Genomic DNA, 18,839 nt, shown 5'->3' with positions numbered 1-18,839 from the left:
AAGCGCATCGCCCTGCCGGCTCCTGGGGTCCGGAAGCTCAAGGCCAACCCCTCGTCGTAATGAAAAACGGTCCGTGTCTGGCAACCTACACCGCTGTGCCAGCCGTACGGCTAACGCACGACGCTCGCCAGAAGTTTCATCCGGCCTCGCACGCGGGCACTTCACCCTTGCCCGTGCGCAGCGCGTCGAGCGAGGACACCGCCGAGTGCAGCGTGTCGGCCCTGACCAACCGCAGCCCCTCGGGTGCGGCCTTCATGGCCTCCGCGCAGTTGTCGGCCGGGGTCAGGAAGACCGTGGCGCCGGCTGACTTGGCGCCCACCATCTTCTGCGCGATCCCGCCGATCGGGCCGACCTCGCCCGTCGGCTGGATCGTCCCGGTGCCGGCGATCTTCTTGCCGCCGGTGATCTCGCCCGGCGTGAGCTTGTCGAGTATGCCGAGAGAGAACATCAGCCCGGCGCTGGGCCCGCCGACGTCACCCACGTTGATGTCGACCTCGAACGGGAACTTGTACTTGGCCTGCATCGACAGGCCGACGATGGTCTGCTTCTGTGGCCCGGCCACGGTCTGCAGAGGGACGTCGAGCTTCTCCTTGCCGCGCATGATGGTGAGCACGACCTCGTCACCCGGTTTGTGCGCCTTGACCGCGCTCTGCACGGCGGTGACGTCCTTGGTCTCCTTGCCGTCGACCGCGGTGATCTCGTCGTCCTTGCGCACCTTGCCGTCGGCGGGCTTGCCCTTCTCCGTGGACACCACGCCCACGGCCATGGTGTAAGGGATCTTGAGCTCGTTGAGCGCGGCGGCGGTCGCGGAGTCCTGGGAGTTGGTCATCTCCACGACGTTCTCCTCCTCGACCTCCTGGGGTTCGCGGCCGGGAGCGAAGATCGTCTCCTCCGGGACCACCGCCACCGTCGGGTCGAGCCAGCCGCGCAACGCGGTCAGCAGGTCGATCTGCGCGGCGGGGCCGCCCTGGTAGGCCACCGTGACCAGGTGGAGCGCGCCGCTGGTCGGGTAGGTCTGCCTGCCCTTGATCGCGATCACGGGCTTCTTGTCGACCTCGCCGATGGTGTTCTCCGTCGGGCCCGGGCTGAGCACGACGTACGGGACCGGGCGGAACGCGCCGACCACCCCCAGCGCGAGCACGAGGAATCCCGCGAGCAGCAGGGTCAGGGCACGTCGTGACATGTCAATGAGCTTATTCGCCGGCGCCGACCCACTCGGTCTCGCCATCGGCGAACACCTGATGCTTCCAGATGGGGACCTGGGCCTTGAGATCGTCGATCAGGCGGCGTGACGCCCCGAACGCCTCGTCCCTGTGCGGGGCGGCCACCGCGACGATGACGGCTATGTCACCCAGCTCCAGGTCGCCCACCCGGTGCACGGCGGCCAGCGCGGTCACGGGGAAGTCGCCGGCGATCTTCTCCGCCACCTGCCGCAGTTCGGCCTCGGCAGAAGGGTGCGCAGAATAGGACAGCCTGGTCACGGGCTTGCCGTGGTCCTGCTCGCGGACGGTGCCCACGAAGAACGTGGTGCCGCCGGCGGCATGGTCGCCCACGGCGGCCAGCACCTCGTCCACGGAGAGCGGCGTGTCGCGAATGCCGAGCAAACGGATGACGTCCACGGAAAGAGCCTAACCGTTCACCCGCGCCGCTTCTTACGTACCTGACGGACGATCGCGGCGGTGCCGATGACGGCCACCGTGGCGCCGGCGGCGGTGAGCGTGGCCTCCTTGACGGGCAGGCGCCTGCCGACCACGGTCGTCCTGTTCTCGCGCAGTTCGATGAGCTGCTCCAAGGCTGCCTCGTTGGTCCAGGACGGCTTCCAGCCCACCTCGCGCAGCGCCGCGCAGTCGACGACCCAGGGATAGACGACGTAGTGCAGGTCGGTGGCGGGAGCCGGGGTGATGCCGAGCCGGTGCAGGCGCTGGGCCGTGCCGAACGTCAGCCCCGCCGGGAGCTCCAGGCTGCGGATGCCGGACAGCTCCTCGACGTGCTCCTGCTCCAGCCAGCCGTCGGAGCCGACCGCCACGACGCCGCTGACCAGGCCGCGGGCCGCCAGCTCCAGCGCCGAGAGCAGGTCGTCGATGTGGCAGAACTGCCAGTGCGGGCTGCAGCCCTTGACGGTCAGGAGCCTGGGCGACTCGAAATGGCGGGTTATCACCGTGTCCACGCCGGGGCCGACGACCGCGGCCGGGCGCAGCACAGTCACCTCAAGGCCGGGGTGGCTGCGCAGGGACCTGCGTACGAGGGACTCGATCTCCAGGAAGTCACCCACCACGCCGGTGTCGGGCTCGGCCGCCACCGGGGCGTCCTCGGGCAACGGCACCTCGTTGTCGGGCGCGGCGCCGTACACCATCGCGCTTGTGACCAGCACCACACGGCGCACGCGCGCGGCGGCGCAGGCCGTCAGCACCGTCTGGGCGGCGCGCAGGTTGTACGCCCGCCGCTCCCCGGGGTCGGAGTCGACGGCGTAGTCACCGGCCAGATGGACCAGAACGTCGATGTCGGAGATCCGGTTCGCCAAGAGCGGATCTCGTACGTCGATCACTCTCCACGTGGCTTCCTGGACGTCGCCGCGCTCCTCATCGATGGCCACCACTCTGCGGAAATCCGCGGAGGTTACGAGCCTTGCGAGCACTTCGCGGCCCAGGCCGGAGGCTGCGCCCGTTACGGCTACGACGGTTTGGCGCGGGCGTTTCGAGGTAGGCACCAGGTCCTCACTTTGCACTGATCCGCCGTAGGACGACTAACGTGGCGGATGTGGACTCCTCCATCCTGCACGAGGTAGAGCGGTGACTGACCTGCCAGGTCGCGAAAACGACCCCAACGAGAACCCGTTCGCCATGTTCGGCAACCCTGAGCAGATGGCTCAGGCGATGCGCCAGTTCGCCGACATGCTGTCGGCGCCCCAGGGTTCAGGCCCTGTCAACTGGGACATGGCGAAGAACATCGCCAGGCACGCCGTGGTCGCCGAGGGCGACCCGAGCGTCATGGAAGGCGAGCGCCGCCAGATCATCGAGGCGCTCAGCCTGGCCGACCTGTGGCTGAACGAGGCGGCGACGCTGCCCAGCGGCGTGTCGAACCCGGAGGCCTGGAGCCGGTCTGAGTGGATCGAGAACACGATCCCGATCTGGCGCAAGCTGTGCGAGCCGATCGCCGAGCGCATGGTCGACACCATGGGCGGCGCCCTCGGCGGCGCCGGGCTGCCCGCCGAGGCCCAGCAGATGGCCGGGCCGCTGATGGGCATGCTGAAACAGATGGGCGGCATGATGGTCGGCCAGCAGATCGGGCAGGCGCTCGGCTCGCTGGCCCGCGAGGTCATCGGCACCACCGACATCGGGTTGCCGCTGTCCGACACGGCCGCGCTGCTGCCCGGCGGCATCTCCTCCTTCAGCGAGGGCCTGGAGATCCCGGCCGACGAGATCCGGCTCTATCTGGCGCTGCGCGAGGCCGCGCACCACCGGCTGTTCCAGCACGTGCCGTGGTTGCGGTCGAACCTGCTGGGGGCGGTCGAGGAATACGCCAAGGGCATAACGGTCGACACCTCGGCGCTCGAAGAGCAGATCCGCGGGCTCGACATCAACAATCCCCAGGCCATCCAGGAGGCGCTGAGCGGGGGCAACCTGCTCAAGCCCGAGGAGACCGAGCGGCAGAAGGCCGCGCTGGCCCGGCTGGAGACGATGCTCGCCCTGGTCGAGGGGTGGGTGGCCACCGTGGTCGACCGCGCCGCCGAGGGCAAGCTGCCGTCGGCCGTGGCGCTGGCGGAGACCGTACGCCGGCGGCGGGCCACTGGCGGGCCGGCCGAGCTGACGTTCGGCACGCTGGTGGGGCTGGAGTTGCGGCCCAGGAGGCTGCGCGAGGCCGCGGCGTTGTGGCGGGCGCTGGAGAACGAGCGCGGCGTCGAAGGGCGCGACGCGCTGTGGGGTCACCCCGACCTCATGCCGACGGCCGAGGATCTTGAGGATCCCGAGGCGTTCGTACGCGGCGAGGCTGCCTGGGACATCTCCCAGCTGGAGGCCAAGCCGAAGGATCCCGGGCAGGACGGCGAAGGCGAGGGCGGCGAAGGCGAGGGCGGCCGGAGTTGACGCTGCACCGCGACGCGGTGGCGGTGTTGTCCGCCTGGACCGCGCCGACGCCGGAAGAAGAGGCGCTGCGTACGGAGTTCCTCGAGCATCTGCGCGAGCACGACGACGCGATGCTGCGCGAATGCGTGCCCGGGCATCTGACGGCGACCACGGCGGTGTTGTCGCACGACGGCGCCAAAGTGCTGCTCACCCTGCATCCGAAGGCCAAGATGTGGCTGCCCATGGGCGGTCATTGCGAAATTTCCGACACGTCCCTGGCGGCGGTGGCCTGGCGCGAGGCCTGGGAGGAGTCGGGAATTTCCGGCCTTGAGCTGCTGCCCGGGCCGCTCGCGGTCGACAAGCACCAGGTGTGGTGCCATCCTCCGCACAGCTGGCATCTCGACATCGAATACGCCGCCGTGGCGCCTCCCGGCGCGGAGGCCGTGATGAGCGAGGAGTCCCTCGACCTCCGCTGGTTCCCCGTGGACGAGATCCCGGAGCCGTCCGACGAGGCCACCCGGCGACTGGCCGCACGTGGCCAGGCCGCGCTTACCTCATACTCACGCGCGCTTGGCTAGAGTCCAGTTGCGTCGTTCCAAAAGGGGGCTTGCGTGGAGACTTCCGCCGTCGGCGGCACGATTGTGACACCGGTACGCAAGCGCAGGAAGTTCCCCGCCACGGCGCTGACGTGGGCCGCGGTGACCCCGTTCGCCGCGTGGGCGCTGGCCAGGGTGGCCGGGCTTGAGCGGGGGTCGCTGCCCACGCAGCTCATGACCGCCACGCCGTACGCGGCGGCCGGCTCGCTGGTCCCGCTCCTGATCGCCGCGCTCGGGCGCAGGCGCGCCGCCACCGCCGTGGCGCTGCTCTCGGCGGCGGCGCTCGGCGCCAGCGTGCTGCCCAGGGCGCTGGGCACGGCGGAGGCCACGACCGGCAGGCCGTTGAAGGTCATGACGCTCAACATGCTGTTCGGCAGGGCCGACGTCGCGACGGTCATGAAGCTGGTACGCGAGTTCGACCCCGACGTGCTGAGCACCCAGGAGCTGACACCCGGCGCGGTCGCCGACATGGACGCGGCCGGGCTGAAGACGCTGATGCCGCACCGCGTGCTCGAGGACGAGTGGAGCGCCGGCGGGAGCGGAATCTACTCCAAACATCCGGTGCGACCGCTGTGGGACCTGATGCCGGCCGTCGGGCACAAGATGCCGGCCGCGATGATCTCGGTCCCCGGCGGCGAGCCGATCGAGTTCATCGACGCGCATCCGTTCCCGCCGCTGGGACCGCAGGTCAGCGACTGGAACGAGGCCATGGCGGCCTTCCCGTCGGCCTCACCTGACCGCGTACGCATCATCGCGGGCGACTTCAACGCCTCACTCGACCACGCCGCCCTGCGCGGGCTGCTGTCGCGAGGTTACAAGGACGCGGCCGATCAGGTGGGGGCCGGGCTTATCCCGACATGGCCGGCGAACAAGCGGGTGCCGCCGCTCATCACGATCGACCACGTGCTGGTCGATCAGCGGGTGGGGGTGCAGGAGGTCAGCGTGCGCGACGTGCCGGGCACCGACCACCGGGCCGTGCTGGCCCAGCTCACCGTGCCCTGATCAGGTCTCTGGTGTTGTCCCAGCCTTCGAGGCCGGGATCGAGGCGTTCGAGGTCGGCGGGGGTGCGCAGGCGGTGCCAGCCCGGGGTGGTGGCCACCTTGCGGGGGCCGGGCGCCTGGGCGCGCAGGTCCTTGACCACGTCGTGGGCGTTGAGGTCGGGGTCCGCCCAGGCCGGCGCGGGCAGGGCGCAGGCCATCGCCACGGCGCCGCCGTTCGCCGCGGGACAGACCGTGATCTCGGCCCGGCCCAGCTCCCTGAACAGCTTGCCGATCAGGAGCGGGGGCAGGTCCGGGGCGTCGGCGCCGATCACGGCGGCCTGGTCGGCGTGGAGACGTCCGAGCGTGGTCCTCAGGGGTTCGCCCTCGGCGATGGTGATCACTTCGGTGCCCGGCCAGACGATGTCCTCAAGGCCGGGAACGCTGGTGATCAGGACCGGGGTGACGAGCTCCAGGCCCGCGACGATCTCGTACGTGTCCTCCGCCATCGCCTCCAGGAACTTCCCAGGATCGACGCCCGGTGGCGCGGCCCGCGCCATGTGCTGTCGTACCAGGACCGCGGCGATGCGCGTCAACACTCCTCCGGTGCCGTGTGGGCCGCCGCGGAGAAGCCCTCCAGAAACCCGCGGGCCCGCTCCGCCTTCGGATACTGTTCTACCAGCGCCCAGAACTGGGGCCCATGGCTGGGCACCAGCAGGTGCACCAACTCGTGGATGATCACGTAGTTGATGACCCACTCCGGCAGCCCTTTGAGCCTGGTGGAGATCCGGATCGTGCCGGTCTCGGGGGTGCACGAGCCCCAGCGGTGGTGCTGGTTGTCGACCCAGCGCACGCTCACGGGGTCAGGCTCGCCGTCCAGGTATTTCGCCGACAGCTCCTTGGCCCGCTCCAGCAGAGCCTCGTCGGTCGGCCTTCGTTTGCGTTCCTTCGCGGCCAGCCGATCCAGCATGCGGCTCACCCATTCATCCGCGTCTTCGCCGCTCAGCCAGGCGGGCAGGAGCACGATCGTCTTGTCGCCGTCGCGGTAAGCAGAAACCGTACGCCGGCGACGAGAACTGCGACGAACCTCGACTGTCTCGGGGGGCACATATGCACGTTAGCCGAGACTGGCGAAATTCCACAGAGGGTGCACCTTGTTTCTGCTGGTCAGATGATTAAGAGCCGGTGAATTTGGGCATGCGCCTTTCCCGATGTGCGGTCAGGCCCTCCAGCATGTCGGCCGAGGCCATGGTCACGGGCTGAGCCAAGGATTCCCATCTCAGAGCGGCTTTCAGGTCTTGATGGTCTTGGTTCAGCGCCACTTTGGTGAGCCTTGTGGCAATGGGAGCGTTCTGCCCGATCTTCGTCGCGATGCCCCCCACTTCCGACATAAGGTCATTTTTCGGGAATGATTGATTTACTAGCCCTTTAGCCGCCGCTTCCGTCCCGGACACGCTGCGGCCCGCCAGCAGCATCTCCCGTGCGAGCCCCGGCGCCCTTCTGGGGAGCAGGTACGTGGCCGCCATGCCCGGATGCAGTCCCAACGAGGTGAACGGGGCCAGCAGCTTGGCGTCGTCGGCGGCGTACACCAGGTCACAGGCCAGCGCCACGCACAGCCCCGCTCCCACCGCGGGCCCATTGATGGCGGCGATCGTGGGGATTTCGAGCTCTGTGATCAGCAGCCAGGTGCGGTAGAAGGCCAGCATGCGGTCGCGCAGCTGGGGCACCGCCTCCGAGCCGCGCTCGCCGAGCCACGACAGGTCGCCGCCTGAGGAGAACGCCGTTCCCGCGCCCGTGACGACGAGGCAGCGGGCCTCCCGGTCGTTGGCCAGGGCGGACATGGTCTCGCGCCATTCGGAGGTCATGGTGTCGGTCATGGCGTTGCGTAGGTCGGGGCGGTTGAGGGTGATGAATACGACTCCGTCGTCTCTGCGATCAACCAAGAGCTCGTTCATGCGGGGAAGCGTAACGCGACCTTGGAGGGTCAGCTCGGTCGACGGACGGACGATCAGCGTGGAGTCGCAGCCGTTGAAGCGGCAGCCGTTGAAGGGACGGCGGTTGAAGGGACGGCGGTTGAACGGGCACTTGTTGAACGGCGGCTGTTGAACGGACGGCTGTTGAACGGGCAGCACCCTCGCGCTCGCGCCATCTCGGCGCGTCTCATTCCGACATTGCGATCAATCAATCAGCCCAGGACAACCGCAAGTCGCGATCTTCTCGGGCCGCTGAACGTGCCGTCGATGCCACCAACACAGCCGACCCCGATATCCACAGGCGATGCCGATTGCCCGCAGTTATCCACAGCCGACGCGGAACCCTCTCGGGATCTTGCTCCGGCATGGAAACCTTCCGGCCATGAGGCCACGCGTAAAGCCCACTCTCCGCCGCATCCTCCGCGACGAACACACCTTGCAATACGGCGTGCACCCCCTCCGGGCGGTCATGCTGGGCGGCCTGACCGAACCCGTCCGGCGGTGGCTGGAGGGTCTCGACGGCACGCGGGACCTGGAGAGTGTTCTGCACGACGCAGCCCAGGCAGGTCTCGACGAGATCCGTGCCCACTCCTTGCTCAATCAGCTCGCCGCCCAGGGCGCGCTCCACGATGCCGCCATCGGCCCGGGGTCCCTCCGCGACCTCTCACTGGCCGAGAGAGACCGCATGAAACCGGACCTCGACGCCCTCGACCTCGCCTCCACCGACCTTGACGGCATGATGGCCCTCTTCGAACGCCGCCGTCGAGCGCGGGTGCGCGTCTACGGCGCGGGCCGGGTCGGGGCCCAGGTCGTGGCCCTGCTCGCCGCCGGAGGAGTGGGCAACATCCGGGTGCTCGACCCTGGCAAGACTCGGCCGGCTGACATCACACCTGGGGGCCTGACGTGGATGGAGCTGGGCAAGCCCCGCGAGGCCGGAGCCGTGGCCATCGTCAGAAGGCTCACCTCCGGCGGCCTGCCACCGACCGAACCCGACGAACTCAACTCAGCCGAACTCACCGGCTCCTCACCCACATCGACCGAACTCACCAGCACCCCGGGCACATCAGCCGAACTCACCAGCGCCTCTCACACATCAGCCGAACTCACCGGCACCTCTCACACATCAGCTGAGCTCACCGGCACCTCTGACACAGACGACTCAGCCACGAACGACAAACGCACCCACCCCTCCGCCCCACGCAACCATCGGCAAGGCATCTCAACCCCAAACGACAGACCCACCCGCCCCACGACCGGCCTCAACGCACCCCCACCCCCACCCACCGCCGCCCAACCACGACCCCGCACACCCCAATCCCGGACCCCAACTGCCCAGGCACGACCCAACGCCCCACACCCACGATCCAACGCACCCCAACTCCCACCTGGACCCACCACACCCCGCCCCGGCGGCACCGCGTCCCCGGCACAGCCCACCACCCCTCAGCCCCGCAGCACCGGCTCCCCAGCTCAACCCACCGCCCCCCAACGCCGTAATACCGGCTCCCCAGCACGACCCACCCCACCTCAACTCCGCAACACCGGCTCCCCGGCACAACCCGCCACTCCTCAACCCCGCAACACCGGCTCCCCGGCGCAAACAGCCGCCAGGTCCCAGTCCCGAGGCACCGCAAGCCGAGCGCAATCAGGAAGGCGGGCAGCATCGGAAGGCTCGGCAGACTCGAAAGACTCGGGTGCATCGGGAAGGCGGAAGCAGGGCTTCGAGCGGGCGGTGGAGGCCAGTACGCCTGGTGGGTCTTTCAGGCCGACCGTGAATGCGATGGCCGGTGGCTCATACCTGGCCGACAAGTCTGACCGGCCCGATCTGGTCATCCTGGCGCCCGTGATCCCCCTCGACATGTTGCTGGTCAACGAACTGCTCGATCTGCGCATCCCCCATCTCCTGGTCTCCGCCTTCGAGGGCCATGGAACCGTGGGCCCGCTGGTCCTGCCCGAGGACACCGCGTGCCTGCACTGCCTCGATCTGACACGCCGCGATCTCGACGCCAACTGGCCGATCGTCACGGCACGTCTGGGCGGCTATCCGCCCGGCGAGATCGCCTGCGACGCGGCCCTCTCATCACTCGTAGCAGCCGCCGCAGCGGGCCATGCGCTGGCCTTTCTCGACGGCAGGAAGCCCGTTGTGACCAACGGCACAATGGAAGTAACCCCTGATTGGCGCTGGAGAAGGAGGCCCTGGAGCACACACCCGCAATGTCGTTGTATGCGAAACAATCCATATTCGCTAACAATGGTCATGACACCTGACCGCGACTGACGTGCTCAAAGGACCACGAAGGGGGGAAGCGGCATCTCGCTGAGGTTCCGCGCATCAGTGTGAGCGATCTTCCGCGCCGTGCTGTCACGCGTTCGGCCAAACTGGCCACCCTTCCGCTCAGTTTCGCTGGTCGCGCTGCCCTGGGGCTGGGCAAGCGCATCGGCGGAAAGTCGGCGGAGATCGTGGCGCAGGAGGTGCAGCAGCGTACCGCCGAGCAGATCTTCAAGGTGCTCGGCGAGCTCAAGGGCGGCGCGATGAAGGTCGGCCAGGCGCTGTCGATCTTCGAGGCGGCACTACCGCAGGAGATCGCCGGCCCCTATCGCGCCACGCTGACCAAATTGCAGGACGCCGCCCCGCCGCTGCCCGTGTCCACGGTCCACAAGGTCTTGGCCGAGCAGTTGGGCGAAGGCTGGCGTAAGCACTTCCTGTCCTTCGACGACAAGCCGACTGCAGCCGCCTCAATCGGCCAGGTGCACAGAGCCGTGTGGCACGACGGCAGGGAGGTGGCCGTCAAGATCCAGTACCCGGGCGCGGGCAAGGCTCTGCTCGGCGACTTCGCCCAGCTCTCGCGCCTGGGCAAGATGTTCGGCGTACTGCTGCCCGGCCTCGACATGAAGGCGTTGCTGAGCGAGTTGCGCGAGCGGATCGCCGAGGAGCTCGACTACCTGCGGGAGGCCGAGGCCCAGCACGCCTTCGCCCTCGAGTTCAACGAAGATCCCGACTTCCACGTCCCCGACGTGGTGGCGGCCAACGAGATGGTGCTGGTCACCGAATGGATGGACGGCACGCCGTTGTCCCGCATCATCTCCGAGGGCACCAAGGAGCAACGCGATCAAGCGGGCCTGCTCTTCGTACGTTTCCTGTTCTGCTCCCCCGCACGCGTCGGAATGCTGCACGCCGACCCGCACCCGGGCAACTTCCGCATGCTGCCCAACGGCAAGCTCGGCGCCCTCGACTTCGGCGCGGTCAACCGGCTGCCCGACGGCTACCCCATGGCATTCGGCCGACTGATACGCATTTTCAACCAGGGTGACATGGGGACCGTCATGACCGGCCTGCGGCAGGAAGGCTTCATCCGGGAGGACATAGAGATCGATCCGGACGCGCTGCGCGCCTTCCTCGCGCCGTACGTGGAGCCGACGGCGGTTGAGGAGTTCACCTTCAGCCGGGAGTGGCTGCAGACCCAGGCGGCCAGCGTCGCGGACATCCGCCCGACCAACGTGATCCGCCAGCTCAACCTCCCGCCCACGTACGTCCTCATCCACCGGGTCCACGCGGCCGGCATCGGCGTACTCTGCCAACTCGGCGCCACGGCCCACTTCCGGGACGAGGTGATCCGCTGGGTCCCCGGCTTCGCCGACGACCCCGACGACGAACCCCTCCCCATCGGCAGCTAACCAAGTCAACAAGCCGCCAACAGACAGGCGATCCCAAGGCCGACACACGCCACAGCACAGCCCAAGCAACACCCCACGACCAACGCACCGCCACACGACCCGAGCAGTACCCACGGCCGGCACGCCACCTCACGACCCGAGCAGCACCCCACGACCAACGCACCACCGCACGGCCCGGGGCAGTACCCCACGACCAACGCACCACCGCACGGCCCGGGGCAGTACCCCACGACCAACGCACCACCGCACGGCCCGGGGCAGTACCCACGGTCGGCACGGCACTGCATGGTCCCGCAGCGCTCCCGATCGACGCATCGTCTCGCAGTTCGGGCAGCCCTCACAGTCGGCACGCACCACATGATCCGAGCAAGACACCGCGGGCGGCGCAGCACTCCTTCAACGTGTACGAGGGCTGGGGCGGTCAAGGCGAGCTGCCTGTGGCCGTGCGTGACCGTCATGATCGGGGACAGCGGGTCCTCGTGGTCTTCCGGGGATCTTGTCATCGTTTCCCTGCGGGGGTGGAAGCTGTGCTCGTAGATCGTCTCCAGTAGGGCGGCGCGGCCGTCTGAGCAGGTGTAGATATCCGTCGTGGAAGCCCGTCGTGGAAGCCCGTCGTGGAGGTCCGTCGTGGAGGTCCGTCGTGGAAGCCCGTCGTGGAGGTGGGTGCCGTGTCTGCCATGCGGTGGAGGGTGGGGTGGGCGGCACATTCTTCGTGTAGTGCGCGCGGGTCTTGGGGCAGCGCGTACCGAGTTCTTTCGAGGTGCTTACGGGTCTCGGCGCGCTCTCACCATCTCTGGCGATAACGCTCATCATGACGAGTGTTATTGGCCGATCCTCCTGCTGGACGGGATCGGAATCGTCGAACGAGAGAGGGGTTCGTGACATGAGCGTTCATCGGGTCGCTGCGGTGGCCGGGTTCGTTTGTGCTGTGCTGCTCGTCGTCAACTCCGCGCGTCGCGTCGGGTTTCTGCCGGAAACGGCTCTCACTCATGCCATCGCACCATTTGCGGCCCTTACGGGGTTACTCGCGATCACTGGCATCTACCTGGTGATGCGAAGCACGGCGGGCGCGCTCGGGCTCGTGGGCTACATACTCAACTCGGCTGGGCTGGCCGGGGCGTTCGCGATCGAGTACACGCTGCATTTCGTCTTCCCCTACCTCGGCGGCGGGACGGTTAGCGGGCTGCTGGCCGGGGGGACTGGGCGGGCGTTTCTCATCACGTCGGTCGTCCTGCTGGTGGGTGTGGTGACGTTCAGCGCGGCGGCGATCAGGAGCGGGGCCATGCCCGTGGTGGGTGTGCTGCTCTATGCCGTGGGCATGGTGCCCGGGTCGCTGCGGAGCGTGGTGCCGCTGCCGGTCTACCTGATCGGGTTGGTGCTGGCCGGGGTGGGGATCGCATGGATGGCGGCGCGGCTCTGGTCTGCGGAGGAGGAGCCGGTGGTGGCGCGGGTGGCGTCGCAGCGCGGCATGCGACCAGCCGGATAGCGGATAAACCCCCAAGTGCTGGGACCGAAGCCAAGAAGCAGAGCCGAGGGCCGAGGGCCGGAGATCGGGTGCCGGAGGAGGAGCCGGTGGTGGGGGGTGGAGGTGGGTGCTGATTCAGGGACGGGGGTGCTGGGCCGGGAAGCGGCACAGGCCCAGAGACCGGAGTGCTGGGCCGGGAAGCGGCAAAGGCTCAAAGGCCGGAGTGCTGGGCCGGGAAGCGGCAAAGGCTCAAAGGCCGGAGTGCTGGGTTGGGAAGCGGTGCTCGGTCACAGGTCGGGGTGCTGGGTTGGGAAGCGGTGCTGGGTCACAGGTCGGGGTGCTGGGTTGGGGGTGGAGGGGAAGGGAAGAGCCGGGCGCTGGGTTGCGCCCGGCTCTTACTTGAGGCTCCTTGGGGAGATCCTGCGCCGGCGGCAGGATCTCCCCGGTTAGAGTTGGCGGCTCAGGGCCCTGCGGAGGCGGTCGTTCGCCCGCTGGACCTCGCGCCGTGCCCGCTGCACGCGAGTGACGTGCAGGATGAGGCGCTGCTCAGCCGCCTCGCGGTGGAGGGTTTGTATTCGGTCATTTACCAAGTCATGAATAAGATCCGGCACTGCTCGGCTCCTGGTGTGCTGAGTGGTCATTGGCTTCTTCGCTTTCTGGTGTAGGTGCGGTGGTGGTCAGGCAGCGACCGGGTGCTTGCGGGGACGCCCGCGCGGACGCTTGCGGGGAACGATCGTTCCCCTGAGGACCAGTTCGCCGCCCCAGACGCCCCACGGCTCCTCGCGCTCGAGCGCGCGAGCCAGGCAGGCCTTCTGGATCGGGCAGCCGCCGCAGAGTGCCTTGGCGAACTCGACGTCCTCCGGCGACTCGGCGAACCACAGGTCAGGGTCGGTACGACAGGGGATCTTGGCTTCGTCGATCAGGTCCATGATCGTCTTCGCCCCCATCATCTTTCTCCTTCGATCGATCTTTTGATCTTTGGTCGGGCACCTCGTAGGTGGTCGGGAAAGCACGGACAAACAAGAAGGCCGCGGATCCTGTCTGTGGATCCGCGGCCTGGGGGCTGCTGTTGCCGGTCAGGTTATGACCGGAGCATCCCTCCAGGGTTGCGGACCGCACAGTCCACCCTTGGTGAGCTGAATGGCCGGCAGTTCGATACGTCCGTCGAAGACAGGAGCGCCTGGCGAAACGGCCACACGAGCATGTGCGTTCGCATAGAAGGCGGCGGCCTGGCGAGGAGCGGACTTCTCCTGGCGCAGCTTGGCGGGGCTACCAACGAGCCTCACCGAGTCACGGCATGCGGAGGCGAGCCACTTCGTGGCCGGCATCGTGATGCTGATCATCGTGGGACTCACCTCCTTCTGTGATCGTCGGAACATGACGCTCCGACTCGCTTGACCATGACCCTAAACCGGAGAGCCGGGAAGGGGCAACATATTTTCTACCTGCAGTTTCGCCTATTTCAGCTGACGAATCATGGCCTCTTGAACGACCGAGACCACGAGGTCACCCGACGCGGTGAACATCTCACCGCGAGCGAGCCCCCGGGCCCCCGCCGACCACGGCGATTCCTGAGCATAGAGCAACCAGTCGTCGGCCCTGAAGGGGCGGTGGAACCACATCGCATGGTCCAGCGAGGCGCCCATGACGTTGGAGGCGCCCCAGGCCATTCCGTGGGCCAGCAGGATCGTGTCGACCAGGGTGAAGTCGGAGGCGTACGCGGCCAGCACCACGTGCAGGAGCGGGTCGTCCGGCAGGTCGGCGTGGTAGCGGAACCACACGTTCGTCTGGGCGCTGCGCAGCTCCGGGTTCTGGTGGGCCTCCCAGGTCAGCGGCGAGGCATACCTGGCGTCCACCGGCCGGGGGCGCGAGATCCAGTCGCGGAGTTCGGGGTTGTCGCCGACCAGCTCGTACATGCGGTCCTGGAAGGCCGGCAGTGTCTCCGGCCGCGGCACCGACGGCATCTCCGACGCCTGGTGCGCCACGCCCTCCTCGAAGACGTGGAACGACGCGGACATCGTGAAGATCGCCTTGCCGTGCTGGACGGCCACGATGCGGCGGGTGGTGAACGAACGTCCGTCGCGCAGGCGCTCTACGTTGTAGACGATCGGGATGGACGGGTCGCCCGGGCGGATGAAGTACGCGTGCAGGGAGTGCACGTTGCGATCCTTGGGGACCGTACGGCCGGCCGCCACCAGGGCCTGCGCCGCCACCTGGCCGCCGAAGACGCGCTGGATGCGCTCTTCCGGGCTTCTGCCGCGGAAGATGTCGAGCTCGATCTGCTCAAGGTCGAGCAGGTCGAGCAGCTCCTTCAGCGCCTCGTTCACGTGTTGGTCCCCTCCATTCTTCTCTGCGTCCCCGCGGAGCGGGTGTCCGTTCCCGCGGATCTTCTCTGCGTTCCCGTGGAGCCGGTGTCCGTTCCCACAGGACCAGTGTCCCTTGTGCCTTTCGATCCTGGGACAAGTGTGACGTGCCGCCCGTCAACTCCCGCACGGGGGCCAGCGGTTGCCGGGTTGTTACGCGCGGCAGAGGCCGAGCACGGCTTCGCCGTACCGGTCGATCTTGACTTTGCCCACGCCGGCGATCGACGACAGTTCTTGCTCGGTCACCGGCGCGCGTTCGGCGATGGCCTGCAGCGTCACGTCCGTGAAGACGACGTACGGCGGGATCTTGGCCTCCTTGGCGGTGGCCGCGCGCCAGGACTTCAGGCGTTCGAGCAGGGCCTCGTCGTAGTCGGCGTGGCAGGTGGAGCAGCGGCCCAGCTTCTGCTCGGCCGCGTTCGTCAGCGTCTTGGCGCACACGCGGCAGCTCAGCGGCTTGGCCACCTGGCGGCGTTCGCGGCCGGTCGGCGCGATGCGCGGCGGGGACGAGGTGCGGCCGGTGAGGCCGTCGAGGAAGCGGGAGGGGCGGCGGCTCTTGCGGCCGCCCGGCGCGCGGGCCAGGGCCCAGGAGATCGACAGGTGTTCCCTCGCGCGCGTGATGCCCACATAGAGAAGGCGGCGCTCCTCCTCGATCTGCTCGGGGGTCTCGGCGTAGATGATGGGCAACATGCCGTCGGTGAGGCCCACGAGGAACACGGCGTCCCATTCCAGGCCCTTGGCGGCGTGCAGCGAGGCCAGGGTGATGCCCTCCACGGGCGGCGCGTGCTGCTCGGTGGCGCGGCGTTCCAGCTCGGCCACGAAAGCGGGCAGATCAGCCCCTTCCGCCGCCATGTCCTCGGCCAGGTCGGCCAGGGCCTTGAGCGACTCCCACTTCTCCCTGGCCTTGCCGCCGCCGGGCGGTGAGGGGGTCAGGCCGACGCCGCCCAGGATGTGGTGGACCTCGGTGGCCAGGGGTTCGCCCGCCGCCGAACGGGCCGCGCCGCGCAGCAGGACGACCGCGTGGCGTACCTCCGGGCGTTCGAAGAAGCGCTCTGCGCCGCGCAGCAGGAAGGGGATCTCGGCCTTGGCCAGGGCCTCCTCGTAGGCCGCCGACTGGGAGTTGACGCGGAAGAGCACGGCGATCTCGCGCGCGGGCACGTTCTGGTCGAGGAGTCTCCTGATGGCGCGGGCCACGTCGGCGGCCTCGCCCGGCTCGTCGTCGTACTCGCGGAACTGGGGCTTGGGGCCGTCGGGGCGCTGGGCCACCAGCTCCAGCCGGTGAGGGGATTTGCCCTTGGCGATGACGAGGTTGGCCAGGTCGACCACCTGGGGGGTGGAGCGGTAGTCGCGTACCAGTTTGATCACGACCGCCTTCGGGTGCTGCGCCCCGAACCCCGTCAGGTAATGGGGGCTGGCGCCGGTGAAGGAGTAGATCGTCTGGTTGGGGTCGCCGACCACGCAGAGGTCGTCGCGCCCGCCGAGCCAGCTGTCGAGCAACATCTTCTGCAGCGGGTTGACGTCCTGGTACTCGTCGACCACGAAGTAGCGGTACTGCTGGCGGATCTGCCCGGCCACCTCCTGGTGCTCGGCCATCACGGCCGCGGTCAGCTCCAGGATGGTCTCGAAGTCGACCAGGTGGCGTTCGCGCCTGATCTGCTCGTACGCCTCGTAGATGCCGGCCATCTCATCGGCCTTGACCGGCGGCGTGCGGTGGAACTTGGCCTTGGCGTCCTCGTAGTCCTCCGGCGTGACCTGGGAGACCTTGGCCCACTCGACCTCGGAGGCGAGGTCGCGCAGTTTGGCGCGGTCGAGGTTGATGTGCAGGCGGCGGCACGCCTCGCCCAGGACCGGCAGCTTCGACTCGATGACCGACGGCACCGCCCCGCCGATCACGCGCGGCCAGAAGTAGGTGAGCTGGCGCAGCGCGGCGGCGTGGAACGTGCGGGCCTGGACGCCGGGCGCGCCTAGCGCGCGCAGCCGCTGGCGCAGTTCGCCCGCCGCACGTGTGGTGAACGTCACAGCCAGCACGCTCTGCGCGTCGACCACCCCGCTGCGCACCGCGTACGCGATGCGGTGGGTGATCGCCCTGGTCTTGCCCGTTCCCGCTCCGGCCAGCACGCACACCGGCCCGCGTACGGCCTCGGCGACCGCGCGCTGCTCGGGGTCGAGACCGATCAGTACGTCGTCCGCGTTGCTCACCTCTGTATCCTCCCAGCCGCTGGCGGTGACGGACTTTATTCTGGCAACATGCGGCGCGGCCTATGTTCGTGGGCCGGACCTATGGTCCTCGTCATTAAGATGCAAAGATCTGGTCTTTTCCCCCACAATGGGGCCGACCATCTGCATGGGGGAAAGGAAGGCCGTGCGAACTGCGGTTTGCGCGGGCGCTCTTGCGCTCGCTGCCGTTGTGCTCACACCTGTCGCGGCGAGCGCGTCCAAAGATCCGGCAGGCCCCACCCCCGCGGTGGACAGCTCCATCGGTGACGAGGGGATCGGCGGGCTGTCCGTGGAGACCGTCCAGTACGGGAGCCACCGGCGCCAGACCATGGACGTCTGGTGGACGCCCGACGGCCAGGAGCGGCCAGGGATCTTCCTCATTCACGGCGGCTGGTGGTCAAGCGGCGACAAGAGGTACATGAAGGAGATCACCCGCGGCTACGCCGAGCTGGGTTACACGGTCTTCAACCTCAATTACCGCCTTTCCGGCGACGCGGCCTGGCCGGCGCAGCGCACCGACGCGCTCGCGGCGATCGCGGCGGCGCGTAAGCACGCCGACAGGTGGGCCTTCGACGCCGGCAACTACGTGCTGGTGGGTTTCTCCGCCGGCGGTCACATCGCGGCGGCCGTTGGCACGTACGGCGACGGCGTCAACGGGCTCAAGGGCGTCGTCGGCCTGTCGCCGATCATTTCGCCGCTGCTGGCCTACAAGGACGGGGCGAAGGCGGTCGACCCCAACAAGCGCAGGCTGCGTACGGCCGCGATCAAGCTGGCCGGCGGCTGCGCGCCCAAGGGCAAGTGCTCGCGGGTGTGGGCGAGCATGGAGGTGGCCTGGCACGCCAGCCGCAAGGACGCCCCGATGCTGGCCATCCACTCGCAGAACGAGTTCGTGCCGCCCGTGCAGAGCCAGTTACTCAAGCGCACGCTCGGACAGGTGGGTGTGGGGGTGACGGTGTTCTCGATGCCGGGGACCAACCACAGCTCGCCGCTCTTCAGACAGCCGGGCGTGGCCGAGCGGGTGCAGGCGTGGATCGCCGCCCGTATCGGATAAGGCCCCCCGAGTGCTGCCGTATCGGATAAGGCCCCCGGGTGCCGCCCGTATCGGATGAGGCGCCCCCGGTGCCGCCCGTATCGGATGAGCCCCCCGGGTGCCGCCGTATCGGATGAGGCGGCCCGGGTAGAGACCAGGAATGAAGACAGGCACTACGTGTGTTGCACGAATCGCCTGTTTTCCTGACCTCGGAGGGGATTTCCCAACATGGCGCTCACGGTCTACAGCACCACGTGGTGCGGCCCATGCAAGCGGCTCAAGGCCCAGCTCACGCGCGAGGGCATCAGCTTCGACGACATCGACATCGAGCGTGACGAGTCGGCCGCCCAGTTCGTGATGAGCGTCAACAACGGCAACCAGGTCGTCCCGACCGTGGTGATCGAGACGCCGAAGGGCCGCGTCGTACGGACGAACCCCTCGGCGCGCGAGGTCAAGGCCCTGCTCGAAGCCGCTTAGGAGGCCGC

General features: G+C 68.4%; 19 protein-coding genes. 8 read left to right on the top strand and 11 right to left on the bottom strand.

The features are described from left to right. Positions 1-136 precede the first annotated feature (136 nt). Genes AB0I81_RS61815 through AB0I81_RS61805 form a run of 3 tightly spaced genes read right to left on the bottom strand, consistent with a single transcriptional unit; the run spans position 137 to position 2,710 of the window. Positions 137-1,183: a PDZ domain-containing protein gene (locus AB0I81_RS61815; protein ID WP_360679581.1), complete on the bottom strand. Its 1,047-nt coding sequence runs from the start codon at positions 1,181-1,183 to the stop codon at positions 137-139. 10 nt (positions 1,184-1,193) lie between these two features. After that, positions 1,194-1,619: a molybdenum cofactor biosynthesis protein MoaE gene (locus AB0I81_RS61810; protein ID WP_360679579.1), complete on the bottom strand. Its 426-nt coding sequence runs from the start codon at positions 1,617-1,619 to the stop codon at positions 1,194-1,196. Between the two features lie 17 nt (positions 1,620-1,636). Further along, a complete protein-coding gene (locus AB0I81_RS61805) occupies positions 1,637-2,710 on the bottom strand; it encodes an NAD-dependent epimerase/dehydratase family protein (RefSeq protein WP_360679608.1) in 1,074 nt (357 codons plus the stop codon). 130 nt (positions 2,711-2,840) lie between these two features. On the opposite strand from AB0I81_RS61805, the gene AB0I81_RS61800 reads away from it, so the two are divergent. Genes AB0I81_RS61800 through AB0I81_RS61790 form a run of 3 tightly spaced genes read left to right on the top strand, consistent with a single transcriptional unit; the run spans position 2,841 to position 5,659 of the window. Continuing rightward, positions 2,841-4,082 (top strand): zinc-dependent metalloprotease, encoded by a 1,242-nt coding sequence (locus AB0I81_RS61800; protein ID WP_360679606.1) that lies wholly within the window; start codon positions 2,841-2,843, stop codon positions 4,080-4,082. Then, positions 4,079-4,639: an NUDIX domain-containing protein gene (locus AB0I81_RS61795; protein WP_360679576.1), complete on the top strand. Its 561-nt coding sequence runs from the start codon at positions 4,079-4,081 to the stop codon at positions 4,637-4,639. The genes AB0I81_RS61800 and AB0I81_RS61795 overlap by 4 nt, the downstream gene beginning before the upstream one ends. A 33-nt stretch (positions 4,640-4,672) precedes the next feature. Next, positions 4,673-5,659: an endonuclease/exonuclease/phosphatase family protein gene (locus AB0I81_RS61790; protein WP_360679574.1), complete on the top strand. Its 987-nt coding sequence runs from the start codon at positions 4,673-4,675 to the stop codon at positions 5,657-5,659. On the opposite strand, the gene AB0I81_RS61785 is transcribed toward AB0I81_RS61790, so the two are convergent. The 4 genes from AB0I81_RS61785 to AB0I81_RS61770 form a co-directional block, all read right to left on the bottom strand. After that, positions 5,646-6,230, bottom strand: a complete 585-nt coding sequence (locus AB0I81_RS61785) for a hypothetical protein (protein ID WP_360679571.1) — start codon at positions 6,228-6,230, stop codon at positions 5,646-5,648. The two genes, AB0I81_RS61790 and AB0I81_RS61785, sit on opposite strands and share 14 nt — an antisense overlap. Beyond that, positions 6,227-6,742 (bottom strand): M48 family metallopeptidase, encoded by a 516-nt coding sequence (locus tag AB0I81_RS61780; RefSeq protein WP_360679569.1) that lies wholly within the window; start codon positions 6,740-6,742, stop codon positions 6,227-6,229. Before AB0I81_RS61780 ends, AB0I81_RS61785 begins: the two co-directional genes overlap by 4 nt. Before the next feature lie 67 nt (positions 6,743-6,809). After that, complete coding sequence (locus tag AB0I81_RS61775; RefSeq protein ID WP_360679566.1) at positions 6,810-7,766, bottom strand: enoyl-CoA hydratase-related protein; 957 nt, start codon at positions 7,764-7,766, stop codon at positions 6,810-6,812. A 49-nt stretch (positions 7,767-7,815) separates the two neighbouring features. Beyond that, positions 7,816-8,235 carry a hypothetical protein gene (locus AB0I81_RS61770; protein ID WP_360679563.1) on the bottom strand — a complete coding sequence of 140 codons (420 nt, stop codon included), beginning with the start codon at positions 8,233-8,235 and terminating at the stop codon, positions 7,816-7,818. A gap of 1,215 nt (positions 8,236-9,450) precedes the next feature. On the opposite strand from AB0I81_RS61770, the gene AB0I81_RS61765 reads away from it, so the two are divergent. The 3 genes from AB0I81_RS61765 to AB0I81_RS61755 all read left to right on the top strand — a co-directional run bounded on the left by AB0I81_RS61765 (position 9,451) and on the right by AB0I81_RS61755 (position 12,768). Beyond that, positions 9,451-9,885 carry a hypothetical protein gene (locus AB0I81_RS61765; protein ID WP_360679560.1) on the top strand — a complete coding sequence of 145 codons (435 nt, stop codon included), beginning with the start codon at positions 9,451-9,453 and terminating at the stop codon, positions 9,883-9,885. A 59-nt stretch (positions 9,886-9,944) separates the two neighbouring features. Next, entirely contained in the window at positions 9,945-11,282 is a 1,338-nt protein-coding gene (locus tag AB0I81_RS61760; protein ID WP_360679558.1) for an AarF/UbiB family protein, read from the top strand. 1,048 nt (positions 11,283-12,330) lie between these two features. Then, the gene (locus tag AB0I81_RS61755) at positions 12,331-12,768 is read left to right on the top strand and encodes a hypothetical protein (RefSeq protein ID WP_360679555.1); all 438 of its coding nucleotides are present in this window, start codon (positions 12,331-12,333) and stop codon (positions 12,766-12,768) included. Between the two features lie 656 nt (positions 12,769-13,424). Here AB0I81_RS61755 and AB0I81_RS61750 read toward each other — a convergent pair. The 4 genes from AB0I81_RS61750 to AB0I81_RS61735 all read right to left on the bottom strand — a co-directional run bounded on the left by AB0I81_RS61750 (position 13,425) and on the right by AB0I81_RS61735 (position 17,306). Further along, positions 13,425-13,694 (bottom strand): WhiB family transcriptional regulator, encoded by a 270-nt coding sequence (locus AB0I81_RS61750; protein ID WP_344883713.1) that lies wholly within the window; start codon positions 13,692-13,694, stop codon positions 13,425-13,427. A 129-nt stretch (positions 13,695-13,823) separates the two neighbouring features. After that, the gene (locus tag AB0I81_RS61745) at positions 13,824-14,090 is read right to left on the bottom strand and encodes a hypothetical protein (protein ID WP_360679552.1); all 267 of its coding nucleotides are present in this window, start codon (positions 14,088-14,090) and stop codon (positions 13,824-13,826) included. A gap of 114 nt (positions 14,091-14,204) precedes the next feature. Then, positions 14,205-15,074 (bottom strand): acyl-CoA thioesterase II, encoded by an 870-nt coding sequence (tesB, locus tag AB0I81_RS61740; RefSeq protein WP_360679549.1) that lies wholly within the window; start codon positions 15,072-15,074, stop codon positions 14,205-14,207. Between the two features lie 189 nt (positions 15,075-15,263). Continuing rightward, positions 15,264-17,306: an ATP-dependent DNA helicase UvrD2 gene (locus AB0I81_RS61735; RefSeq protein ID WP_360679546.1), complete on the bottom strand. Its 2,043-nt coding sequence runs from the start codon at positions 17,304-17,306 to the stop codon at positions 15,264-15,266. 208 nt (positions 17,307-17,514) lie between these two features. Here AB0I81_RS61735 and AB0I81_RS61730 point away from each other — a divergent pair, with 208 nt between their 5' ends. Together AB0I81_RS61730 and AB0I81_RS61725 are read left to right on the top strand one after the other, a co-directional pair. After that, on the top strand, positions 17,515-18,375 hold the full coding sequence (locus tag AB0I81_RS61730) for an alpha/beta hydrolase (protein ID WP_360679543.1): 861 nt from the start codon (positions 17,515-17,517) through the stop codon (positions 18,373-18,375). A gap of 207 nt (positions 18,376-18,582) precedes the next feature. After that, entirely contained in the window at positions 18,583-18,831 is a 249-nt protein-coding gene (locus tag AB0I81_RS61725) for a mycoredoxin (protein ID WP_360679540.1), read from the top strand. Positions 18,832-18,839: the final 8 nt, after the last annotated feature.

The sequence above is a fragment of the Nonomuraea sp. NPDC050404 genome (assembly GCF_040655495.1).
Lineage (GTDB): Bacteria > Actinomycetota > Actinomycetes > Streptosporangiales > Streptosporangiaceae > Nonomuraea.
The sequence above is the reverse complement of the archived record's forward strand: the minus strand, read 5'-3'. Positions and strand labels throughout refer to the sequence as shown.